The following is a 19,771-nucleotide window of genomic DNA, read 5'->3' as shown; positions in this document are numbered from 1 at the left end:
GGGAGTTGCGGCGGACTGAATCACGACCAGGGGCCGTGCCGGGACTCCCATTCGTCCTCGAGGGTGTGCGGTCGCGCCACGACGAAACTGGCCGGGATCGCCACCGCGATCACGCCGGCGATGATCCACAGCGGCAGGGTCCATGAGTCGGTGAGGCCGTGGATGATGCCGATGCCCACCGGGAACAGGGCGACGATGCTGTAGCCGATGCTCTGCACGAAGCCGCTCAGGGCTACGGCACCCTCGTGCGTCCGCGAGCGGAGGCCGATCAGCACCAGAGTGAGCGGGAACAGCAGGGGCGCAATTCCCACGAGCACCACCCAGAGCCAGGGGGCAGCCGCTGGGGCGAACAGCAGGCCCGCGATGCCCGCGAAGCCCGCCGTGACCGCGATCGCGAACAGCAGTCGCACCGCGTTGTAGCGCGAGACGAGGAGCGGAACGGCGAGGGATGCCGGCAGACCCATCGCGGCGAAGAGCGAAAGGAGCTGCCCTGCCTGAGCCGGCGTGACCCMGGCCGTGTCGATGAGCAGCGTCGGCAGCCACGCGAACGACGTGTATGCGATGGTGCCCGACACCGAGAACGAGATCGTGAGCGCCCAGACGAGTGGAAGCCGCCACAGCCTGCCGAACACGCGGGGGTTGGCCGTCTCGATGTCCTCGGCACTCGCGCCGGCGCGTTCGCGCACCAGCAGCATCACCCACGGGATGATCGCGAGCACCGCGAAGACCGCCCACATGCCGAGCGAGAGCCGCCAGCCGGCCGTGTCGGCGATGGGGACGGCGACGAGCGGCGGCCCGAACGACGCGACGGCCATCGTCGTCGAGTAGATCGTGGTCATCAGGCCGATTCGATCGGGGAAGTACTTCTTCACGAGCGGCGGGAGCAGCACATTGCCGACGCCGACGGCCGCGAAGATCACTGCCGTCGACCCGAGCAGGGTCCAGGCATCGACGGCCAGTCCGCGTGCGGACATGCCGATCACGGCGACGACCATCGCCGCCACCGCCAGCCGCTCGAGGCCGAACCGACGCTCCAGTCGCGGCGTGAGCAGGCCGAAGATGGCGTAGCAGACCGGCGGCGCCGAGCCGATCAGTCCCACGATCGCGGGCGGCACCGGGAAGTCCGCCTGAATGTGGTCGAGCACCGGAGAGAGGGATGCCACAGCCGACCGCAGCGAGAAGGCGAACAGGACGATGCCGACCACGGCGAGTGCCCGGCCCTGCCATAACGGACGTGCCGGTGCGGAGCTCACCTTTCGAGCCTAGGGGTGAGCTCTTTCGAGGTGGTCCCCCGCACGATCGAGTCGGTCGCCGCAGCCGCGCCCGGCGTCACGTCGAGGCGCGGACCACCAGCTCCACGGCCGCCCGCGACGGAACCGCGGGAGGCACATCGAGGTCGACCCAGTTCACGAGCAGCTCAGCGCACATGCGGCCGAGCTGATCGGGGTGGTGATCGAGGGCGGTGATCCCCGGCGTGACGTAGCGGTATGGCGTGCTGTCGGTCGCCGCACAGAGCAGAACGGATGCGCGGCGCTCGCGGAGGACATCGAGCACGGCCAGGGCGGCGCCATCGGGCACGCTGACGATCGCGTCCGGCGGCGAGGCGGCGTCCAGCAGCTCCACCGCTGCCCGCGCCACTTCCGCGGGGTCGGCGGTGAAGGCGGTATGGCGCACCGTCGTCGGAACCCCCCGCGCTTCGCACCAGCCGGTGTAAGCCTCGGCGGTGCGCAATCCCCACGATGAGTTGGTGCCGGCGCCCAGGAACGCGGGGCGGTGTGCGCCTCGGCTTTCGAGGTGGTCGAGGAGCAGGCCGACCGCCTCGCGATGATCCGGCTCGACGACGACGATCGACCCGCCGTCCTCTGACAGCAGCCGCTCACTCGAGATGATGGGCAGGCCGCTGCGTACGAGGTCAGCCACATGCGGGTCGTCCGACAGCGGGTCCACGAGGAGCACGCCGTCCACCGCGTCGAGACGCACCTCATCATCACGTCCGGCAGCGAGGATCGTCAGGGAGCAGCCCGCCTCCCGGGCGGCCTGGGCGGCACCGAACACGAACCGCATGTAGTACTCGAGGAGCCCGACTCGATGCGGCAGGTAGACCCCGAGCACCCCGCTCCTGCCCCGACGGAGGTGTCTGGCGACGACGTTGGCGCGGTATCCCAGGCTCTCGGCGACGGCGCGCACCCGGTCGCGGGTCGAGACTGAGATCCGTCCCGAGCCACTGAGCGCGGCGGAGGCGGTGGTGCGCGAGACTTCGGCCGCGCGGGCCACATCGAGGAGGGTCACTGGCTGCTGGCTCATGGCGCCCTCATCATAGATGCCGAGATTCGTTGCAGGATCGCTCGGGTTCTCCTACACTCGCGGATGCGGGATCGATTCCGCAATCCCCACGCGCTGCGCGCGACCACACTCGTAAGGAAGCGACATGATTGACGTCGTCGAAGCATCCATCAGCGACTTGCGCGCCGCGCTGGAGTCCGGAGCCACGACGGCGGTGGCACTCCTGCGCGCGTACCAGGCGCGCATCGACGCGTACGACAAGAGCGGGACGCCGACCGCGCTCAACGCGGTGGTCGTCCTCAACCCGGACGCAGACGCGGAAGCCGCGGCGTCCGACGAACGGCGCGCGCGTGGCGAAGAGTTCGGCCCCCTCGACGGCATCCCCTACACCGCGAAGGACAGCTTTCTCGTGAAGGGCCTCACGGCTACGGCAGGCAGTCCCGCCTTCGCGGCGTTGGTGGCACAGCACGATGCCTTCATCATCGAGCGCCTGCGCGCCGCCGGCGCCATCTGCATCGGCTTGACGAACATGCCGCCGATGGCCAACGGCGGGATGCAACGCGGTGTGTACGGCCGGGCCGAGAGCCCGTATAACCCTGCCTACCTCACCGCCCCGTTCGGATCGGGCTCGTCGAACGGTTCGGGCACCGCCACCGCCGCCAGCTTCGCGGCGTTCGGTCTCGGATCCGAGACCTGGTCCAGCGGGCGCGGTCCCGCCTCGAACAACGCACTCTGCGCCTACACGCCGACGCGTGGTCTCATTTCGTGTCGTGGGCTGTGGCCGCTGGTCCCCACGCAGGATGTGCCGGTGCCGCACGCGCGCACCATGCGAGACCTGCTCGAAGTGCTCGACATCATCGTCACCGACGACGAGCAGCCGGCCGGGGACTTCTGGCGGTCGCAGCCCTGGATCGAGATTCCGGCCACCTCTGCGCAGCGCCCGGCGTCCTATCCGGCGCTCGCCATCGATGACCGGGCCGAGGCGAGCGCCGCACTGGGCGGGAAGCGCTTCGGGGTCCCGCGGATGTACATCAACCGCGACGCGGAGGCAGGCACCGGACCGAACCCTGGGATCGGCGGCCCGACAGGTCAGCGCATCGCGACGCGCCCGTCCATCATCGATCAGTGGGAGCAGGCTCGCGCCGCGCTCGAGGCCGCGGGCGCCACTGTGGTCGAAGTGGACTTCCCGGTGGTCTCCAACTACGAGGGCGACCGCCCCGGCGCGCCGACGATCGCCGCCCGCGGCTTGGTGTCACCCGAGTACCTGAAGCAGGAGATCCTTGACCTGTGCGCATGGGCGTGGGACACGTTCCTGCGGCTCAACGGCGACCCGGCGCTGAACACGCTGGCGGCCGTCGACGGCGCGACGATCTTCCCCCCGCCGACGGGCGCCCTTCCCGACCGATACACCGGCTTCGACGACGACATCGCCGTGTATCCCGATTGGGTTCGCGAGCACCCGGACGCGAGACTCGACGATATGGATCGCCTGCCGGATGGGCTGCGGGGCCTGGACGCGACGCGGCACGTCGACCTCGACGACTGGATGCGGCGGAACGAGCTGGATGCGGTGGTCATGCCGACCGTGGCGGATGTCGCGCCGGCGGACATGGACGTGAACCCCGAGTCCGCCGACATCGGGTGGCGCAACGGCGTGTGGGTCGCCAACGGCAACCTCGCGATCCGCCATCTCGGCATCCCGACGGTGACCGTTCCGATGGGCACGATGAGCGATATCGGGATGCCGGTCGGATTGACGTTCGCCGGGCGCGCTCACGATGACGTGGCTCTGCTCCGGTTCGCTGCCGCCTTCGAAGCACTGCAGCCGCGCCGCACCGCACCTCCGCGAACGCCCGCACTGTGACCCCCGCCCGGTGATCACCCGCAGCCTCGGCTAGCCGGCAGACGGGCCCGAGGTCCGTGCGACAAGGAGATCGCGCAGTTGCCGCACCACCGCGGGCACGGCCCCTCGGCGGCAGACGAACGACGTTCTGCGGTATCCGAGATCCTGGACCGCCGGGCGCAGGACAACGGGAAAGCGCCGATCGACGGCGGCTTCGGTGGTCAGCGTGCAACCCAGTGCCTCGCCGACCAGCCCGTGGATCATGTTCAGATCGTCGGTGCGCATCAGCACCCGGGGATCGAAGCCGACGGAGCGACACACCCGGCGCAGCACACGATCCGACGCTTCGCTCTCGTTCCGGCTGCACACCCAGTCGACGTCGGCGAGCCGTGAGAAGTCCAGGACTCTTGACTGCGCCAGCTCGCTGGAAGCTGCGACGAGAATGCCGTACCGCTCTTCGAGCAGGACCGTGAGATCGAGGTCCGCGGAGGTGAAGGCCGGGTCACCGGCGGAATCGTAGATCAGTCCCGCGTGCACCTCGCCCTCGCGCAGCATTCGCACGACGTCGGTCGGCTCGGCTTCGACGACCTCCACCCGTACCGACGCGGTGGCCCGCAGTTCCCGGATCGTGGCCGGGAGCATCCGCGAGCCCACCGACGCGAAGGTTCCCACCCTGAGCGTGCTGAGGCCGGCGTCGCGTTGTGCCGCCACCAGGCGTTCGGCTTGCGCCAGCCGGGCCAGGATCTGCTCCGCCTCGGTGGCCAGCGCCTCGCCGAGCGGCGTCAGGCGGGCCCCACGGCGATCGCGTTCGACGAGCGAGGCGGCGACCTGGCGCTCGAGTGCCTTCAGATGGTGCGCGATGGTCGGAACCCCGTAGCCCAGCGCGTTTCCGGCCCGGGTAAGGGACCGCTCGTCTCGGATCGCCAGCAGGACACGCAGCTGCTGCGGCTGAAGCATGGAATACATTGTATGACGCTTCCCCATAGTTCCTGATATTCCCTCAGAGTCACCACGTCAATACTCTGGAGTGCGTGCCGAACATAAAGGACCTGAGCACCCAGCAGAGGACGCCGTATGCGGACGCCCTCCGGTCGCTGGCAGCGCGAGACTGGCAGCGGCTGCATGTGCCCGCTCACCAGGGCGCCGCCGCCAACGCGCCCGGCATCGCGGAGCTCTTCGGCAGTGAGATCCTCGCGATGGACTTCCCGATGAGCGTCGTGAACATCGACCAGCAATCGTGGCAGGCCTCAGCGCCGGGTCACGCCTCGCCGCTCAGTCAGGCACAGGCGCTGGCCGCCGAGGCATGGGGCGCACGCCGCACATGGTTCCTCACGAACGGCGCCTCGGGAGGCAACCACATTGCGACCATGGTCGCTCGTGCGCTCGGCCCGACCGTCATCGTGCAGCGCAGTGTGCACTCCAGTGTCATCGACGGCATCTGCCACGCGAGCCTCGAACCCCACTTCGTCCAGCCCGCCGTCCACCGGGGACTCGGGGCCGCGCTCGGACTCACGGCCGCTCAGATCGAACAGGCCTTGAGCGACACCCCCGGAGCCGCCGCCGTCGTCATCGTCAGCCCGAGCTACTTCGGCACGGTTGCCGATGTCGCCGCGATCGCTCGCGTCGCGCACGCCCACTCCGTCCCGCTGATCGTGGACGAGGCGTGGGGCGCGCACTTCGGGATGCACCCGGGGTTGCCGGACAACGCACTCAGGGCAGGTGCCGACCTCGTCGTCTCCAGCACGCACAAGGGGGCCGGGTCCCTCACCCAGTCGGCGATGCTGCACCTGGGCGACGGCCCGCACGCTGAGCGCCTGGAACCGATCGTCGACCGCACCGTGCGCTCCTATCAATCCACCAGCTGCAGCGCGATCCTCCTCGCGTCGCTCGACCTCACCCGGCATCACCTCGTCACCCGCCCGGATGCGATCGCGCAGGCACTCGAATCCGCGAGCCGCATCCGAGCCGGCTTGTCCGCCAGCAGCCGCTTCCGCGATGCAGACGTCGACCTCCGGCTGAGTCCCGACACAGTTGCGACCGACCCCCTGAAGGTGGTCGTCGATGTCCGCGAGGCCGGAATCACGGGCAACGAAGCCCAGCACCTTCTCATCGCCGAGCACGGGATCTACGCCGAGCTCGCCACCCCCGCCGCGCTGGTGATCATGATCGGCGCGAGCTCACCCACCGACCCCGACCGCCTGCTCAACGCGTTGGAGAACCTCCCGATCCTGCACCAGTCCCCCCCGGCCACCCTGGCACTGCCGGATCCTGGCCCCCGCGTGCTCAGCGTGCACGAAGGCTTCTTCGCGCCGACCGAGCTCGTCACGGCCGAGAATGCTGTCGGCCGGGTCTCTGCGGATTCGCTCGCGGCCTACCCTCCCGGCATCCCGAATGTCCTCCCGGGCGAGATGCTCACCGCCGACGTCGTCGCGTACCTGCGCGCGATGGGCGCGGCACCATCCGGGTTCGTCCGGGGTGCCGTCGACCCCAGACTGGATCAGTTCCGCGTCGTCGCGTGACACTTCGGGGTCTCGCTCACAGCGGCGAGACGACCCTCCCCGTGCCGTACCCGCGCGCGTCCAGCATGTGCCCCATGCGCTTGATCGTGCGGAGGTTGATGAGGCTCTGGCGCACCTCGAGCGAGGGCATGGTCGAGCCCATCCACGTCTCCAGGCGCCGGAACTCCTCCATCGATCGACTCGTCGTGGTGAAGATCAGATTGGCGTCACCGGTCACACTGACGCACAGCCGCAGCTGCGGCAGCGTGCGCAGCTGCGTGCTCACGGCCGGCAGCTCCGCGGGGCGCACGCTGGTCAGCCAGGTGCATTCGATGGGCCAGCCCGACACGGCCGCGCACGTATCGCACCGGAGGATGATCTCGCCGCTCGTGAGCAGCTGGGTGAGATAGCGTCCCGCGGTCGCGGGTGTGAGCTCGAGCAGCCGGGCGACCTCGGCGGCGGAAATCCGCGGATTGATGACGAGCAGGCGCATCATGGCGGTCTTGACCTCCTCGGGGAGGGGCACTGATCGCTCGGTCGGCGGCTTTCCGCCCGCGGCCGTGAGCGCGCGCTCACGAGCGTCGAGGGCACCCGGCCGCCAATCCGATCCCTCGGCATAGAGTTCCGTGATGACGCGGGTGCGCGTGTCGGTGACGCCGCGTCGCTGACTCAACTCGTCGAACACGAAGCCGCCGAGGTCCGTGAGGCTGGGGAAGCGCACGGTGGTGAGGAAGTCGCTCGGACCGGGGTTTGCGAGGATCGTCAGCACCCGGGGATCGTCGCGCATCCATTCCGCCAGCCGCGCACGATGCTTGGGGGTGCAGCTCACGTCGACGAGCGCGGTGACTCCGTTGCGGTGGCTCATCGCGGGGTAGGCGACCAGCCACGCGATGCCGTGCTCCGAGAGCCGGGACCACCGCGCCGACACGGCCGAAGGTGACAGGCCGAGGATCTCACCGGCAGTCGCCCAGCTGACGCGAGGAGCGACCTGAAGCAGATGGATCAGCTTCAGATCCACCTCGTCGACGATGGCTGCGCTCGGATCCATCGCGCACACCTCCATCGGTGAAAGAAACCAGCGCGGCCGTGCTCCGGCCTGCGCATTTCCGCGGTCTGCAAGGCGACGCGCTCGTCATCTCCGAGAGTAGTCCCGCAATCGTTCGAAGGAGAATCATGGATGCACTCGCCCTGGCGCATGCGCAGCGCGACGATCTCGTCCGCCTGCGGCACGCCCTCCACGCCTTCCCCGAGATCGGCCTGGACCTGCCGCGTACGCAGGCGCATGTGCTCGCAGAACTCGCCGACCTCGGCCTCGAGATATCGACGGGGACGGACTGCACCTCGGTGACGGCCGTTCTGCGCGGCACAGCTCCCCGCCGGGGCGATGAGGCTCCGGCCGTGCTGCTGCGCGCCGACATGGACGCGCTCTCCGTACGCGAGGCGACCGGCCTCGAATGGGCATCGACCATCCCCGGGGCGATGCATGCGTGCGGACACGATCTGCACACCTCGATGCTCGTGGGCGCCGCCCGCATCCTTGCCGCGCACCGCGACGAGCTCGCGGGCGACGTCGTGTTCATGTTCCAGCCCGGCGAGGAGATGCACGACGGTGCTGCCGTCATGATCCGCGAGGGGGTGCTGGATGTCGCCGGCCCGCGCGTGCGCGCGGCACTGGGTCTGCACGTCATGTCGACCGGCATGCGCCGTGGCGGCTTCACAGCACGAGGCGGCGTCATGATGGCCGCCGCGGACGGATTCCGGGTCTTGGTGCGCGGTCGCGGCGGCCATTCCTCGGCGCCGCACCAGGCCGTGGACCCCATCACGATCGCGGCCGAGATGATCCTCGCGCTGCAGACGTACGTGACGCGTCGCTTCAGCGTATGGGACAGCGTCGTCATCGGCGTCGGCGGGGTTCGCGCGGGCGACCTGGCTGCGCCGAACGCGATCCCCGAGGAGGCCGAGTTCACCATGTCGGTGCGGTCGTGGTCGGTTGCGTCACGCGCGGCGGTCGCCGAGGCGATCACCCAAGTCGTCGAAGGCATCGCGGCGGCGCACGGAGCCGCCGCAGATGTCGAGTGGTTGAACGGCTACCCGGTCACCGTGACCGATGAGGATGAGACGCGGTTCGCCGCCGAGACCATCGACACGCTGCTCGGACCGGACACCTTCGAGCCGATGACCGACCCGCTCGGAGGCTCCGAAGACTTCTCGCGTGTGCTCGCGCTGGTGCCCGGCACGTTCGTGATGATCGGCGCCACACCGATCGGCCTCGACCCCCGCAGCGCGGCGCCCAACCACAGCCAGTACGCCGTGTTCGACGACGAGGTGCTCCCGATCGGGGCGGCCGTCTATGCCGAGTTCGCCTGGCGGCGGCTCCTCGCGTTCGACGAGAGCGCCGCGGTCGCAGCATCCGCTTCGTCCCTCAATGCCCCCCTTTCCCCCGTCCTATCCCACTAACACAACAGAAGGTGATTCAACGATGACCACCACCACCGGTCCGCGCGGCGACACGTCGCGCGCAGAGTCCACGGCCCCTGGGCTGACGGCGCGTCAGCGCGCAGAAGCACGACGGTCGCTCGTCGGCACGGGCGTCGGCAACGCCTTGGAATGGTTCGACTGGTCGATCTACGCGACCTTCGCGCCATTCTTCGCGGCGAGTTTCTTCGATCCCGAAAATCCGACATCGGCTTTCCTGGCAGCGCTCGTGGTGTTCGCCGTCGGATTCGTCGCACGTCCGGTGGGCGCGATCGTGTTCGGTCGCATGGGCGACCGGCTCGGGCGCAAGAAGGCCCTGTCGATCACCGTCACGCTCATCGCGATCGGCGCCCTCATGATCGGCGTCTCACCCACCTACGCCATGGTCGGCGTGTGGGCCTCGGTCTTCCTGGTCACCGCACGTCTCGTGCAGGGGCTGGCGTATGGCGCCGAGCAGCCGACGGCGGGCGCCTACCTCTCGGAGCGGGCCCCGGCCAACCGTCGCGGACGGTGGGCTTCCCTCGTCTACGCGTCGGGCACCATCGGAGTGGTCGCGGGCTCGGGCCTGGGCGTCGTGCTGTCGGCCACGCTGGGCAAGGACGCGATGTTCGAATGGGGCTGGCGGATTCCCTTCCTCGTGGCCGGTCTCGGTGGCCTGTTTGCGATCTGGATCCGTCGCCGCATGCTCGAGACCGAGCAGTTCACCGAGGAGATCAAGTACGCCGCGGCCGGAGCTGAGAAGCCCCACCTGTGGCGCGACATGTGGACCATGCGCCGTTCCGTGCTGCGGGTGATCGGCATGAGTGTGGGTCTCACGGTCGCTTACTACTACTGGGTCGTCGCGGCCTCCAGCTACTCGATCGCCATCCTCGGCGCCGACCCCGGCGCGGTGCTGTTGGCGTCGATCCTCGCCAACGTGGTCTTCATCGGCGTCGTGCCGCTGTGGGGCATCCTTTCGGACCGCATCGGACGCCGACCCGTCATGCTGATCGGCATCGTCGGAACCGCGGTGCTGATCTTCCCGCTGTCGTCCCTCATCGACGGCGACCCCGTGCACCTGTTCGTCGCCGTCACGATCGCGTGCATCTTCATCGCGGCGCCGTGTGCCGTCGGGCCGGCGGTGAACGCGGAATTGTTCCCCACCCGGGTCCGTACCGCGGGCGCAGCCATTGCGACGGCCGTCGCAATCTCGCTGTTCGGCGGAACCGCCCTCTACCTGCAGACCTGGCTCAGCACCACGGTGGGTTCGTGGGCGTTCCTCGTCTACGTCCTCGTGCTGCTCGTTGTCACGGGGCTGACGATCGCCTTCATGCCGGAGACGAAGGGCCGCATCCTCAACGACGACACCGCCGTGTTCACCCGGGAGGCGTGACTCCCAGCTGGGCCCACGGCGCGGGGCGGCACGCGGGATTCCGCGTGCCGCCCCGCGTGTCGTTGCGCGTCAGCTCTCCTGCGAGCCCTCGACCCAGGCCAGGTACTCCTCCGACACGGTGCCGGTGACGTACCGGCCGTCGAAGCAGCTCATGTCGAGGTCCTCGACGTCGGAGCCCTCCAGGATCGCGGCCTTGAGGTCTTCGACCTCCTGGTAGACCATGTAGTCCGCGCCGAGCTCCTCGGCGATCTCCGGGATGGTGCGGCCGTGGGCGACGAGCTCGTGTCGCGACGGCATGTTGATGCCGTAGACGTGCGGGTAGCGCACCGGCGGCGCCGCCGAGGCGAACGTGACCGACTTGGCCCCGGCATCCCGAGCCATCTGGATGATCTCTTTCGAGGTGGTCCCCCGCACGATCGAGTCGTCGATCAGCAGGACGTTCTTGCCCTTGAATTCGCTCGACATCGCGTTCAGCTTCTGCCGCACGCTCTTCTTGCGGACGGCCTGCCCGGGCATGATGAACGTTCGCCCGATGTAGCGGTTCTTGTAGAAGCCCTCGCGGTACTCGATCCCGAGCTTGCGGGCCACCTGCATGGCAGCGGGGCGCGACGAGTCGGGGATCGGCATCACGACATCGATCGCGCCCATCGGGGTGTACTTCGCGATCGTCTCGGCGAGGCGCTCGCCCAGCCGCAGGCGCGCCTCGTAGACCGAGATGCCGTTCATGATCGAGTCGGGGCGCGCGAGGTAGACGTACTCGAACGAGCACGGGTAGAGCTTCGGGTCGGTCGCGCACTGCTTCGTATGCAGGTGGCCGTCCAGATCAATGAAGACGGCCTCGCCGGGCATGACGTCGCGGACGACCTCGAAGCCGCCGTTCTCGAGCACGAGCGACTCACTCGTCACGACCCACTCGTACTTGCCGTCTTCGCCCTGGCGCGTGCCGATGATGAGCGGGCGGATGCCGAATGGATCACGGAAGGCGAGGAGGCCATAGCCGGCGATGAGGGCGATCGCCGCGTACGACCCTTCGACGCGGTCGTGCACGCGGCTGACCGCCTGGAACACCTGCTCGGGATCGAGATCGAGCCCCGAGATCGCCGACTGCAGTTCGTTGGCGAGCACATTGACGAGCAGCTCGGTGTCGGAGCTCGTGTTCAGGTGCCGGCGGTCCTTGTGGAAGAGCTCCTCGGTGAGCTCCCGCGTATTGGTGAGGTTGCCGTTGTGCACCAGCACGATCCCGTACGGTGCGTTGACGTAGAAGGGCTGCGCCTCTTCTTCGCTGGATGCCGTGCCCTTCGTCGCGTAGCGCACGTGACCGAGCCCGATCTCGCCGAGGAGCGACCGCATGTCGCGCGTGCGGAACGCCTCCCGCACCTGCCCCTTCGCCTTGGCGATGTGGAAGACGCCGTTGCGCTCGGCGGTGGCGATGCCGGTCGAGTCCTGCCCGCGATGCTGCAGCAGCAGCAGGGCGTCGTAGACCTCTTGATTGGCCAGGCCGCCGCCCACCACTCCGACGATTCCGCACATAGGGGGTTATCTCGCTCCGTGCTCGCTGTAGCTGCCGACGAGGCGAACCGCCCCGCCGTCGACGCCCTTGGCGCCCTGCTCGAACTCTCCGGCCGGCCGGTCACCGGTGTGCACGACGCCCACCTGCCAGGTCGCGATGCCTTCGAGGGCGAGAGCGGATGCCGCGGCATCCGCCTTCTGCGCGTCGACGACCGCGAGGAATCCGATGCCGAGGTTCCAGGTGCCTTCGGTCGCCGTGAGTTCGATCTCACCGAGGTCCGCGAGCACCCGGAAGACCGGCGGAGGGGACCAGGTCGACCGCTCGACCTCGACCCACGCATCCTGCGGCAGCACGCGGGCGAGGTTCGCGGCGATGCCGCCGCCCGTCACGTGGCTGAGGGCGTGCACGCCATCGCCTGTGCCGGCGATCAGCCGGAGCAGCGGGCTCGTGTAGAGGCGGGTGGGCTCGAGGAGCGTCTCGCCCCACGTCGTGCCGAAGTCGGCGGCGTGACCGCCGTACGAGATGCCGGCGCGCGTGACGATGTGGCGGACCAGGGAGTAGCCGTTCGAGTGCAGACCGCTCGAGGCGAGCGCGAGCACGACGTCTCCGGTGCGCACGCGGTGCGCGCCGAGGATGCCGTCGGCCTCGACGACCCCGGTCGCCGCGCCCGCGACGTCGTAGTCGTTGATGCCGAGAAGGCCGGGGTGCTCCGCCGTCTCGCCGCCGACGAGCGCGGTGCCGGTCTCGGAGCAGCCTGCCGCGATGCCCCTGACGATGTCGGCGATGCGCTCGGGGAAGACCTTGCCGCACGCGATGTAGTCGGTCATGAAGAGGGGGCGTGCGCCCACGACGACGATGTCGTCGACGACCATGCCGACCAGGTCGAGCCCGATCGTGTCGTGCTTGTCGATCGCCTGTGCGATCGCGACCTTGGTGCCGACGCCGTCGGTGCTGGTCGCCAGCAGCGGCTTCGCGTACGCCTGGAGTGCGGACGCGTCGAAGAGGCCGGCGAAGCCGCCTACTCCGCCGAGGACTTCAGGTCCGTGGGTGCGTCGCACCGCGGATTTCATCAGTTCGACGGCGAGATCGCCGGCGGCCGTGTCGACCCCTGCTTCGGCATAGGGGTTCACGGCGTCGCGGGAGGGTGAGGCCACACCTCCAGCCTACCGGCGGGGCGCATGTGCGGATGCCGGACCGGAGCTGCCGGGCGTGGGATTGGAGGTGCGAGACCGGAACCGGGGTCCGAGGGCGGATCTACAATGAACGCATGGGCAGCGGCGGGGCTCCGGAGTGGGTGATTCGCGAGGATGCGAGTCAGCCCGTTCTGCTTGCCCTCTACCTCCGCCAAGTGCTCGGCATCCGCTCCCCGGATGAGCTTCCGCACCTGCGCGGCGTGGTCTCCCGCCCGGCCGATCGCGATGAGCAGGCGCAGGCGCGCCTCGAGCGACAGTGGCGCGAGTACTGGGCGATGACGGTCGAACCGCAGGCGCATCCGTCGCCCGTCCCGCTCGATCTCGTCGACGGGTTCGAGACGCTCGTCGCACTCCCCCTCGAGGGCTGCGACGATCTGCGTGACGCGATGACCCCCTTCGGTGCGGAGGCGATCGCGTACTCGCAGTCGGCCAAGGAGCGCTACCGCAAGGACGCCGCCGCCAAGCCAGGGGTGTCGTATCGCGCGTATGCCAGCGCCATCGCCGAGCACGAGCGGCAGGTGGGCCGCCGTGCGCATTCGTTCGAGCTCAACGTGCAGGTGCTTCCGCTGACGCAGCGCGGGGTGTGGTGGATCGGATCGCTCACGATCGCGGTCACCGATGGCCTCCGGGGGGATGTCGCGGCCTTCGACGCCGCGATCCACCCGATCATCGCCGAACTCGCGTAGGGCGCCCGTCGGTCAGTCGCCCGAGAGGGTCTGCACGGTTTCGCGATCGACCGTGGCTTCGCGCAGGTGCCTGCGGCTCCGCCGATCGAAGATGATCGCAGCGGTCCCCCCGAGCGCGAGGCCCACCGGGATGAAGATGAAGGTGAGGAAGCCGAACACCGTCGTCGGGCTGTAGACCAGACCCGTGTTGGGGCTCGCGACACTCGTGCCGTTGAACGCGAACGTGAGGATCATCGCCGTCAGCAGGCCCAGCGCCGCACCGAAGACGAGGAACACCGAGACCCGCGGTGCGCGTCGCACGGTCGCGCGCTCGATCCGGTCTTCCACGTGGGTCTCTTCGGGAAGGGATGCCGCGGCATCTGCTGGTTCGGGGGTCTGCGCCGTGTCGGCCATACCTCTATTGTCGCACCGGGCCGGGGCGGGCGGTTCGGAGTCAGGCCGGACGGAGCGGGGTCAGGGCCGGACGGGCAGCAGGTCGGTCAGGTCGGCCCGGGTGCCGGAGGCGTGGATGCGGCCGGAGGCCGCGGCATCCGTCCACTGCTCGACGCCCGTCGCGAGCGCGATCCAGGTGTCGGCGTCAACCTCGACGACATTCGGCGGCGTCCCACGCGTGTGCCGCGGACCCTCGAGCACCTGCACCGCCCCGAACGGCGGGACCCGCACCTCGACCGTGTGCCCCGGCGCCTTCTCGGCGAGCAGCTGCAGCAGGTAGCGCACGGCCGTGGCGCGGTCGGCCCGAGGCGGGTCGACGGAGGCCTCCCCGGCCGCACGCACGGACGCCAAGGCCGCGCGGCCTTCGTCGGTCGTGATCCTGCGGGGCATGGCTCCACGGTAGCCCTCAGTCAGGCCCGACCCCCTCGGTAGGCTGGCGGAGTGAAGATCCTCGTTCTCGGCTCGGGCGCGCGCGAGCACGCCATCATCCTCGCGCTGCGCTCGGAGGAGGCCGCGCACGAGGTGTTCGCCGCCCCCGGCAATGCCGGGATCGCCGCGGACGCCACGATCGTCGACCTCGATGCGAACAGTCCGGCTGCCGTCACCGAGTACGCGAATCTCGAGGCGATCGACCTCGTCGTGATCGGACCCGAGGCTCCGCTGGTCGCCGGTGTCGCCGACGCGCTGCGCAAGCGGGGCATCCCCGTGTTCGGCCCCGGCAAGGCCGCCGCCCAGCTCGAGGGATCGAAGGCGTTCGCGAAGCGGATCATGGATACCGCGGGCGTGCCCACCGGCCGCGCGCTGCGCGCTCACACCCGCGGCGAGCTCGCGGACGCGCTCGACGAGCTCGGAGCACCCTATGTCGTCAAGGCCGACGGTCTCGCCGCCGGCAAGGGCGTCATCGTCACCGAGGATCGGGATGCCGCCCTCGCCCATGGCGACACTTACCTCGCGATCGGGCCGGTGCTCGTCGAGGAGTTCCTCGCCGGGCCCGAGGTGTCGCTCTTCTTCCTCAGCGACGGCGACCACGTGCTGCCGCTGAGCCCCGCCCAGGACTTCAAGCGCCTCCGCGACGGCGACGAGGGGCCGAACACCGGCGGCATGGGTGCCTACTCCCCGCTCCCCTGGCTCTCGCACGGCTTCGGCGGCGAAGAGGAGTTCGTCGACCTCGTCACGCGCACGGTCGCCGAACCCGTCATCCGCACCATGGATGCCGAGGGCACCCCGTTCATCGGACTGCTCTACGCCGGGCTGATCCTCACCGACGACGGTGTGAAGGTCATCGAGTTCAACGCCCGCTTCGGGGATCCCGAGACGCAGGTGGTGCTCCCCCGGCTGGTCGACCCGCTGTCGGAGCTGCTGCTGGCCGCGGCATCCGGCGTTCTCGAAGATGTTCGCCGTCCGGCATTCGCTGACGCGGTCGCCGTGACCGTCGTGCTCGCGAGCGAGGGCTACCCCGAGGCCCCGATCACGGGTCGCCCCCTTTCGGGACTGGATGCCGCATCCGCCGTCACCGGCGTGCACCTCGCGCACGCGGCCACCGCGAAGAGCGACAGCGGACTCGTCGCCACCGGAGGGCGCGTGCTCAACGTCGTGGCGCTGGGGACGACGTTCACGCAGGCCCGCGACCGCGCCTATCGCGCCCTCGCCGAGATCACGCTGGAGGGCGGCCAGCACCGCACCGACATCGCCGCGCGCGTCGTCGAGCACTGACCCCGAGGTCGAGCCCTGACAATGTCGCGGCCCGTCGCTACCGTTTGACTCATGAAGGACGAGCAGGCAGTGGCGCACGCCCACGGCATCTTCGATCCGATCGCGCAGGAGTTCCTGGGTCGCGATGACGTCGACATCGGCCCGATGTTCGGCAGCGAGGGACTGCGCGTGCGCGGCAAGGTCTTCGCGTTCGTCGCGTCGGGCGGCGAGCTGCTCATCAAGGTGCCCGAGGCCCGTGCCGACGAGCTCGTCGCCGCCGGCACCGCCGAGCGCATGGTCATGCGCGAGCGCACCATGCGGGAGTGGGTGGTCGTCGATCCGAACGCTCCCGAGCGATGGGCACCCCTCATCGGGGAGGCGTTCGCCTACCTCGACGAGATCACCCCGCGATAATGGCTAGGTGACCGAACTTCTCGACCTCCCCGGCTGGCGGCACGTCTATTCGGGCAAGGTCCGCGACCTTTATGTTCCCGACGACTCGACGGGTTCCGCGAGTGCCGACCGGATGCTGGTCGTCGCGAGCGACCGCGTCAGCGCATTCGACCATGTCCTGAGCCCTGGCATCCCCGGCAAGGGCGAGCTCCTGACGACCCTCAGCCTGTGGTGGTTCGACCGCCTGGCCGGCGGCGACGGCGGACGCGGCATCCCGAACCATCTCGCGGCGACCTCGGTGCTCTCCGCGGGCGCCGACGGGGTCGCCGGCACCGCAGACGACCTGCACTCGCTCATCCCGGACTCGGTCGCGGGGCGCGCGATGGTCGTCCGAAGCCTCGACATGCAGCCGATCGAGTGCGTCGTCCGCGGCTACCTGACCGGGTCGGGCTGGGCCGAGTACCTGGAGACGCGCACCGTCTGCGGCATCCCGCTGCCCGATGGCCTTCAGAACGGCGACCGGCTGCCCGAGCCGATCTTCACCCCGGCGTTCAAGGCGCCGATGGGCGAGCACGACGAGAACATCTCGTTCGATCGCACGGTGGAGCTCGTCGGGGCCGCGCGCGCCGAGGAGCTGCGTGCGCTGTCGCTGGAGATCTACGCCCGCGCCGCCGCGACGGCGGAGGCGCACGGCCTGATCCTCGCCGACACCAAGTTCGAATTCGGGGTCGACCCCCGGGGCGTGCTGACGCTCGCCGACGAGGTGCTCACGAGCGATTCGTCGAGGTACTGGGATGCCGCAGCCTGGACCGCGGGCACCACGCCCGAGGAGCGGATGGCGAGCTTCGACAAGCAGATCGTGCGCGACTGGCTCGCCGCGAACTGGGACAAGACGGGCACCCCGCCGGAGCTCCCCGCCGACATCGTGGAGCGCACCGCCGCGCGCTACCGGGAACTGCTGGATCGCCTCACCTCAGCCTGACCCCGGCCAGCTCCTCGGAGACCGCCCAGCAGCGCGCTGCGGCAGCCTCGTCCCGAAGTCGGCGGTGCAGCCGCTGGGGTCGCGGCGGTCCCTGGAAGTGCCCGAAGCCACCAGGACCGTAGAACGCACCGGGAGAGGAGTCTGGGCTCGCGACGGCGAAGAGCGCGGGGAGGGATGCCTCGGCCGGCGTGCCGCCGACCACGCTGTCGGTCAGCTTCCGCCCGATTCGCGTGCCGATGCCGCGGCCCTCACGCAGCGCAGCCGGGGCGATGTTCGTGCTCGCGGAGATGCCCGGATGGGAGAGATCGGTCGTGATGCCCCAGCCGGCCGAGGAACTCCGTCGCCCCAGCTCGAGACCGAACAGGCTCAGCGCGACCTTCGATGCGCCATATGCCCTCACCGCGGAGTATCGGCGTTCGAGCTGCAGATCGTCCCAGGGGATGCCGACGTAGTTGGCGGCGAGACTGCTCTGCACCGTGACGCGCGCCTGGCCCGCCCGCAGGAGCGGAAGGATTCCCACCGCGAGCGCGAAGTGACCGAGATGGTTGGTCTGGAAGTGCAGTTCGAATCCATCCACGCTCGTGTGCCGAACGGGATCGCCGAGCGCGATCATGCCCGCGTTGAGCACGAGGAGGTGGATGGGTCGCCCGTCGGCGCGGAGGGCGTCGGCGCATCGCGCGACCGAGCCGAGGTCGGCGAGATCGAGGTCGACGAGCTCGAGTGCGGCATCCCTCGCCTCCGCGCGGATGCGCGCGACGACCCGCTCCCCTTTCGCCCGGTTGCGCACCGGCAGCACGACCTCGGCGCCGGCCTGCGCCAGCCCGCGCGCGATCTCGGTGCCGACGCCATCGCTCGCACCGGTGACCAGGGCCCGAGTGCCGCGCAGATCGGGAAGGCGGATGCTCCAGCGCGGCGCACGCGGCGAGTCCATACGGGGTCCTCTCGGCGAGGGCGGAACGGGACCGGGTGGGTGCTGGTGGTCACAGGGTAGCGGCCGCGGCACCGACCGAAAAGGCCCGGCCGGCTTGGCCCTCCCAGGGAACTCACAGGTAGGGTGATCGGGCATCCATCCCATTCCCCCGAGGAGCTCGCATGCCCGTCTGGACCCTGCACGGCAACGGCCGCACCGTCGAGCCCGGCAAGGTGGTGCGGCCCGACGAGCGCCTGGCGTGGGGCGCCACGATCGCCATCGGCGTGCAGCACGTGATCGCGATGTTCGGCGCGACCTTCCTGGTGCCGGTGCTGACGGGCTTCCCCGTCCCGACGACGCTGCTGTTCTCCGGGCTGGGCACGATCCTGTTCCTGATCGTCACGCGGAACAAGCTCCCGAGCTACCTCGGCTCGTCGTTCGCGTTCATCGCGCCCGTCACGGCGGCGACCGCGTCGGTCGGCATGGGCTCGGCGCTCGCGGGCATCGCGGCCGTCGGCATCCTGCTCGCCGCGATCGGCTTCGTCGTGCAGTTCGCCGGCATCGGCTGGATCGACAAGCTCATGCCCCCGGTCGTTGCGGGCACGATCGTCGCGCTCATCGGGTTCAACCTCGCACCGGTGGCGTGGTCCAACTTCCAGCAGCAGCCGCTGACCGGCACGATCACGCTGACCGCCGTCATCCTTTTCAGCGTCCTCTTCCGCGGTTTCCTCGGGCGCATCTCGATCGTCCTCGGCGTGGTCGTGGGGTATATCGTCKCCCTGATCAGCGGCGAGGTCGACTACTCGGCACTCGCCGAGGCCCAGTGGTTTGGCCCGCCGCAGTTCCAGCTCGCCGACTTCGCCTCGCCCGGCACGTGGAGTGTCATCGCGATGTTCCTTCCCGTGGTGCTCGTGCTGATCGCCGAGAACGTCGGGCACGTGCGCGGGGTGGCGACGATGACGGATGCCTCGGTCAACCAGCAGACCGGACGCGCCCTCATCGCCGACGGCCTGGCGACCACCATGGCCGGTCTCTTCGGCGGTTCGGGCACCACGACCTATGGCGAGAACATCGGGGTCATGGCCGCGACCCGCGTGTACTCGACCGCCGCCTACTGGGTTGCGGGATTCACGGCGGTGCTGCTGAGTCTCTCCCCGAAGGTCGGCGCCCTGTTCAACTCGGTCCCGCCTGGTGTGCTCGGCGGCGTGACGACCGCGCTCTATGGCCTGATCGGCATCATCGGCATCAAGATCTGGGTCGACAACCGCGTCGACTTCTCACGCCCGGTCAACCAGTACACCGGAGCAGTGGCGCTGGTGATGGCGATCGCGGGCTTCTCGATCCAGTGGGGCGACTTCCAGCTCGGGGCGATCGTCATCTCGGCCGCGGCGGCCCTGCTGATCTACCACCTCGGCAACGCGGTGGCCCGCTGGCGCAAGACCGGCGCCGACGACGGCGGTCCGATCCCGGCCGTCGGCCCACTGGGCGGCGACCCGCAGTAG

At 69.6% G+C, this 19,771-nt stretch carries 18 protein-coding genes; 9 read left to right on the top strand and 9 right to left on the bottom strand.

Going from position 1 to position 19,771, the window contains the following annotated elements; all coding sequences use genetic code 11:
* Positions 1-20: 20 nt before the first annotated feature.
* Together ACXJ3V_RS08715 and ACXJ3V_RS08710 are read right to left on the bottom strand one after the other, a co-directional pair.
* Positions 21-1,253, bottom strand: coding sequence for an MFS transporter (locus tag ACXJ3V_RS08715; protein WP_457099896.1), 1,233 nt, complete (start codon positions 1,251-1,253; stop codon positions 21-23).
* Positions 1,254-1,329: 76 nt separating this feature from the next.
* A complete protein-coding gene (locus ACXJ3V_RS08710; protein ID WP_457099895.1) occupies positions 1,330-2,304 on the bottom strand; it encodes a LacI family DNA-binding transcriptional regulator in 975 nt (324 codons plus the stop codon).
* 124 nt (positions 2,305-2,428) lie between these two features.
* Between ACXJ3V_RS08710 and ACXJ3V_RS08705 the strand changes: the two genes are divergently transcribed.
* Positions 2,429-4,147: an amidase gene (locus tag ACXJ3V_RS08705; RefSeq protein ID WP_457099894.1), complete on the top strand. Its 1,719-nt coding sequence runs from the start codon at positions 2,429-2,431 to the stop codon at positions 4,145-4,147.
* 30 nt (positions 4,148-4,177) lie between these two features.
* Here ACXJ3V_RS08705 and ACXJ3V_RS08700 read toward each other — a convergent pair whose 3' ends face one another.
* Positions 4,178-5,083 carry a LysR family transcriptional regulator gene (locus tag ACXJ3V_RS08700; RefSeq protein WP_457099893.1) on the bottom strand — a complete coding sequence of 302 codons (906 nt, stop codon included), beginning with the start codon at positions 5,081-5,083 and terminating at the stop codon, positions 4,178-4,180.
* Between the two features lie 74 nt (positions 5,084-5,157).
* Here ACXJ3V_RS08700 and ACXJ3V_RS08695 point away from each other — a divergent pair, with 74 nt between their 5' ends.
* Positions 5,158-6,645, top strand: coding sequence for an aminotransferase class I/II-fold pyridoxal phosphate-dependent enzyme (locus ACXJ3V_RS08695; RefSeq protein WP_457099892.1), 1,488 nt, complete (start codon positions 5,158-5,160; stop codon positions 6,643-6,645).
* Positions 6,646-6,661: 16 nt separating this feature from the next.
* Here the strand turns inward: ACXJ3V_RS08695 and ACXJ3V_RS08690 are convergent, their stop codons facing one another.
* Positions 6,662-7,672 carry an Lrp/AsnC family transcriptional regulator gene (locus tag ACXJ3V_RS08690; protein WP_457099891.1) on the bottom strand — a complete coding sequence of 337 codons (1,011 nt, stop codon included), beginning with the start codon at positions 7,670-7,672 and terminating at the stop codon, positions 6,662-6,664.
* A 125-nt stretch (positions 7,673-7,797) separates the two neighbouring features.
* On the opposite strand from ACXJ3V_RS08690, the gene ACXJ3V_RS08685 reads away from it, so the two are divergent.
* Together ACXJ3V_RS08685 and ACXJ3V_RS08680 are read left to right on the top strand one after the other, a co-directional pair.
* Positions 7,798-9,081 carry a M20 metallopeptidase family protein gene (locus tag ACXJ3V_RS08685; protein WP_457099890.1) on the top strand — a complete coding sequence of 428 codons (1,284 nt, stop codon included), beginning with the start codon at positions 7,798-7,800 and terminating at the stop codon, positions 9,079-9,081.
* 22 nt (positions 9,082-9,103) lie between these two features.
* On the top strand, positions 9,104-10,471 hold the full coding sequence (locus ACXJ3V_RS08680) for an MFS transporter (protein ID WP_457099889.1): 1,368 nt from the start codon (positions 9,104-9,106) through the stop codon (positions 10,469-10,471).
* A gap of 69 nt (positions 10,472-10,540) precedes the next feature.
* Here the strand turns inward: ACXJ3V_RS08680 and purF are convergent, their stop codons facing one another.
* Positions 10,541-12,001, bottom strand: coding sequence for an amidophosphoribosyltransferase (gene purF / locus ACXJ3V_RS08675; RefSeq protein WP_457099888.1), 1,461 nt, complete (start codon positions 11,999-12,001; stop codon positions 10,541-10,543).
* A 6-nt stretch (positions 12,002-12,007) separates the two neighbouring features.
* A complete protein-coding gene (purM, locus tag ACXJ3V_RS08670; RefSeq protein WP_457099887.1) occupies positions 12,008-13,135 on the bottom strand; it encodes a phosphoribosylformylglycinamidine cyclo-ligase in 1,128 nt (375 codons plus the stop codon).
* Between the two features lie 113 nt (positions 13,136-13,248).
* Here purM and ACXJ3V_RS08665 point away from each other — a divergent pair, with 113 nt between their 5' ends.
* Complete coding sequence (locus tag ACXJ3V_RS08665) at positions 13,249-13,860, top strand: zinc-binding alcohol dehydrogenase (RefSeq protein WP_457099886.1); 612 nt, start codon at positions 13,249-13,251, stop codon at positions 13,858-13,860.
* 12 nt (positions 13,861-13,872) lie between these two features.
* On the opposite strand, the gene ACXJ3V_RS08660 is transcribed toward ACXJ3V_RS08665, so the two are convergent.
* On the bottom strand, positions 13,873-14,253 hold the full coding sequence (locus tag ACXJ3V_RS08660) for a potassium transporter Trk (RefSeq protein ID WP_457099885.1): 381 nt from the start codon (positions 14,251-14,253) through the stop codon (positions 13,873-13,875).
* 60 nt (positions 14,254-14,313) lie between these two features.
* Positions 14,314-14,682: a sterol carrier family protein gene (locus ACXJ3V_RS08655; protein WP_457099884.1), complete on the bottom strand. Its 369-nt coding sequence runs from the start codon at positions 14,680-14,682 to the stop codon at positions 14,314-14,316.
* 51 nt (positions 14,683-14,733) lie between these two features.
* On the opposite strand from ACXJ3V_RS08655, the gene purD reads away from it, so the two are divergent.
* The 3 genes from purD to ACXJ3V_RS08640 are packed head-to-tail and all read left to right on the top strand — an operon-like array spanning position 14,734 to position 17,359.
* The gene (gene purD, locus ACXJ3V_RS08650) at positions 14,734-16,005 is read left to right on the top strand and encodes a phosphoribosylamine--glycine ligase (protein ID WP_457099883.1); all 1,272 of its coding nucleotides are present in this window, start codon (positions 14,734-14,736) and stop codon (positions 16,003-16,005) included.
* A gap of 51 nt (positions 16,006-16,056) precedes the next feature.
* Positions 16,057-16,398, top strand: coding sequence for a TfoX/Sxy family protein (locus ACXJ3V_RS08645; RefSeq protein WP_457099882.1), 342 nt, complete (start codon positions 16,057-16,059; stop codon positions 16,396-16,398).
* Between the two features lie 7 nt (positions 16,399-16,405).
* Positions 16,406-17,359 carry a phosphoribosylaminoimidazolesuccinocarboxamide synthase gene (locus ACXJ3V_RS08640; RefSeq protein ID WP_457099881.1) on the top strand — a complete coding sequence of 318 codons (954 nt, stop codon included), beginning with the start codon at positions 16,406-16,408 and terminating at the stop codon, positions 17,357-17,359.
* Here the strand turns inward: ACXJ3V_RS08640 and ACXJ3V_RS08635 are convergent.
* The gene (locus tag ACXJ3V_RS08635; RefSeq protein WP_457099880.1) at positions 17,346-18,290 is read right to left on the bottom strand and encodes an SDR family oxidoreductase; all 945 of its coding nucleotides are present in this window, start codon (positions 18,288-18,290) and stop codon (positions 17,346-17,348) included. The two genes, ACXJ3V_RS08640 and ACXJ3V_RS08635, sit on opposite strands and share 14 nt — an antisense overlap.
* A 161-nt stretch (positions 18,291-18,451) precedes the next feature.
* On the opposite strand from ACXJ3V_RS08635, the gene ACXJ3V_RS08630 reads away from it, so the two are divergent.
* Complete coding sequence (locus ACXJ3V_RS08630) at positions 18,452-19,771, top strand: uracil-xanthine permease family protein (RefSeq protein ID WP_457099879.1); 1,320 nt, start codon at positions 18,452-18,454, stop codon at positions 19,769-19,771.

The sequence above is a fragment of the Microbacterium sp. P5_E9 genome, from assembly GCF_054049175.1.
Note: the sequence above shows the minus strand (reverse complement) of the source record. Positions and strands in the feature narration are given on the sequence as shown.

Coding starts and splice junctions, on each gene's coding strand:
- ACXJ3V_RS08710 (WP_457099895.1), bottom strand. CDS start 2,304: ATGAGCCAGCAGCCAGTGACCCTCCTCGATGTGGCCCGCGCGGCCGAA.
- ACXJ3V_RS08705 (WP_457099894.1), top strand. CDS start 2,429: ATGATTGACGTCGTCGAAGCATCCATCAGCGACTTGCGCGCCGCGCTG.
- ACXJ3V_RS08700 (WP_457099893.1), bottom strand. CDS start 5,083: ATGCTTCAGCCGCAGCAGCTGCGTGTCCTGCTGGCGATCCGAGACGAG.
- ACXJ3V_RS08690 (WP_457099891.1), bottom strand. CDS start 7,672: ATGGATCCGAGCGCAGCCATCGTCGACGAGGTGGATCTGAAGCTGATC.
- ACXJ3V_RS08685 (WP_457099890.1), top strand. CDS start 7,798: ATGGATGCACTCGCCCTGGCGCATGCGCAGCGCGACGATCTCGTCCGC.
- ACXJ3V_RS08680 (WP_457099889.1), top strand. CDS start 9,104: ATGACCACCACCACCGGTCCGCGCGGCGACACGTCGCGCGCAGAGTCC.
- purF (WP_457099888.1), bottom strand. CDS start 12,001: ATGTGCGGAATCGTCGGAGTGGTGGGCGGCGGCCTGGCCAATCAAGAG.
- ACXJ3V_RS08665 (WP_457099886.1), top strand. CDS start 13,249: ATGGGCAGCGGCGGGGCTCCGGAGTGGGTGATTCGCGAGGATGCGAGT.
- ACXJ3V_RS08660 (WP_457099885.1), bottom strand. CDS start 14,253: ATGGCCGACACGGCGCAGACCCCCGAACCAGCAGATGCCGCGGCATCC.
- ACXJ3V_RS08655 (WP_457099884.1), bottom strand. CDS start 14,682: ATGCCCCGCAGGATCACGACCGACGAAGGCCGCGCGGCCTTGGCGTCC.
- ACXJ3V_RS08645 (WP_457099882.1), top strand. CDS start 16,057: ATGAAGGACGAGCAGGCAGTGGCGCACGCCCACGGCATCTTCGATCCG.
- ACXJ3V_RS08635 (WP_457099880.1), bottom strand. CDS start 18,290: ATGGACTCGCCGCGTGCGCCGCGCTGGAGCATCCGCCTTCCCGATCTG.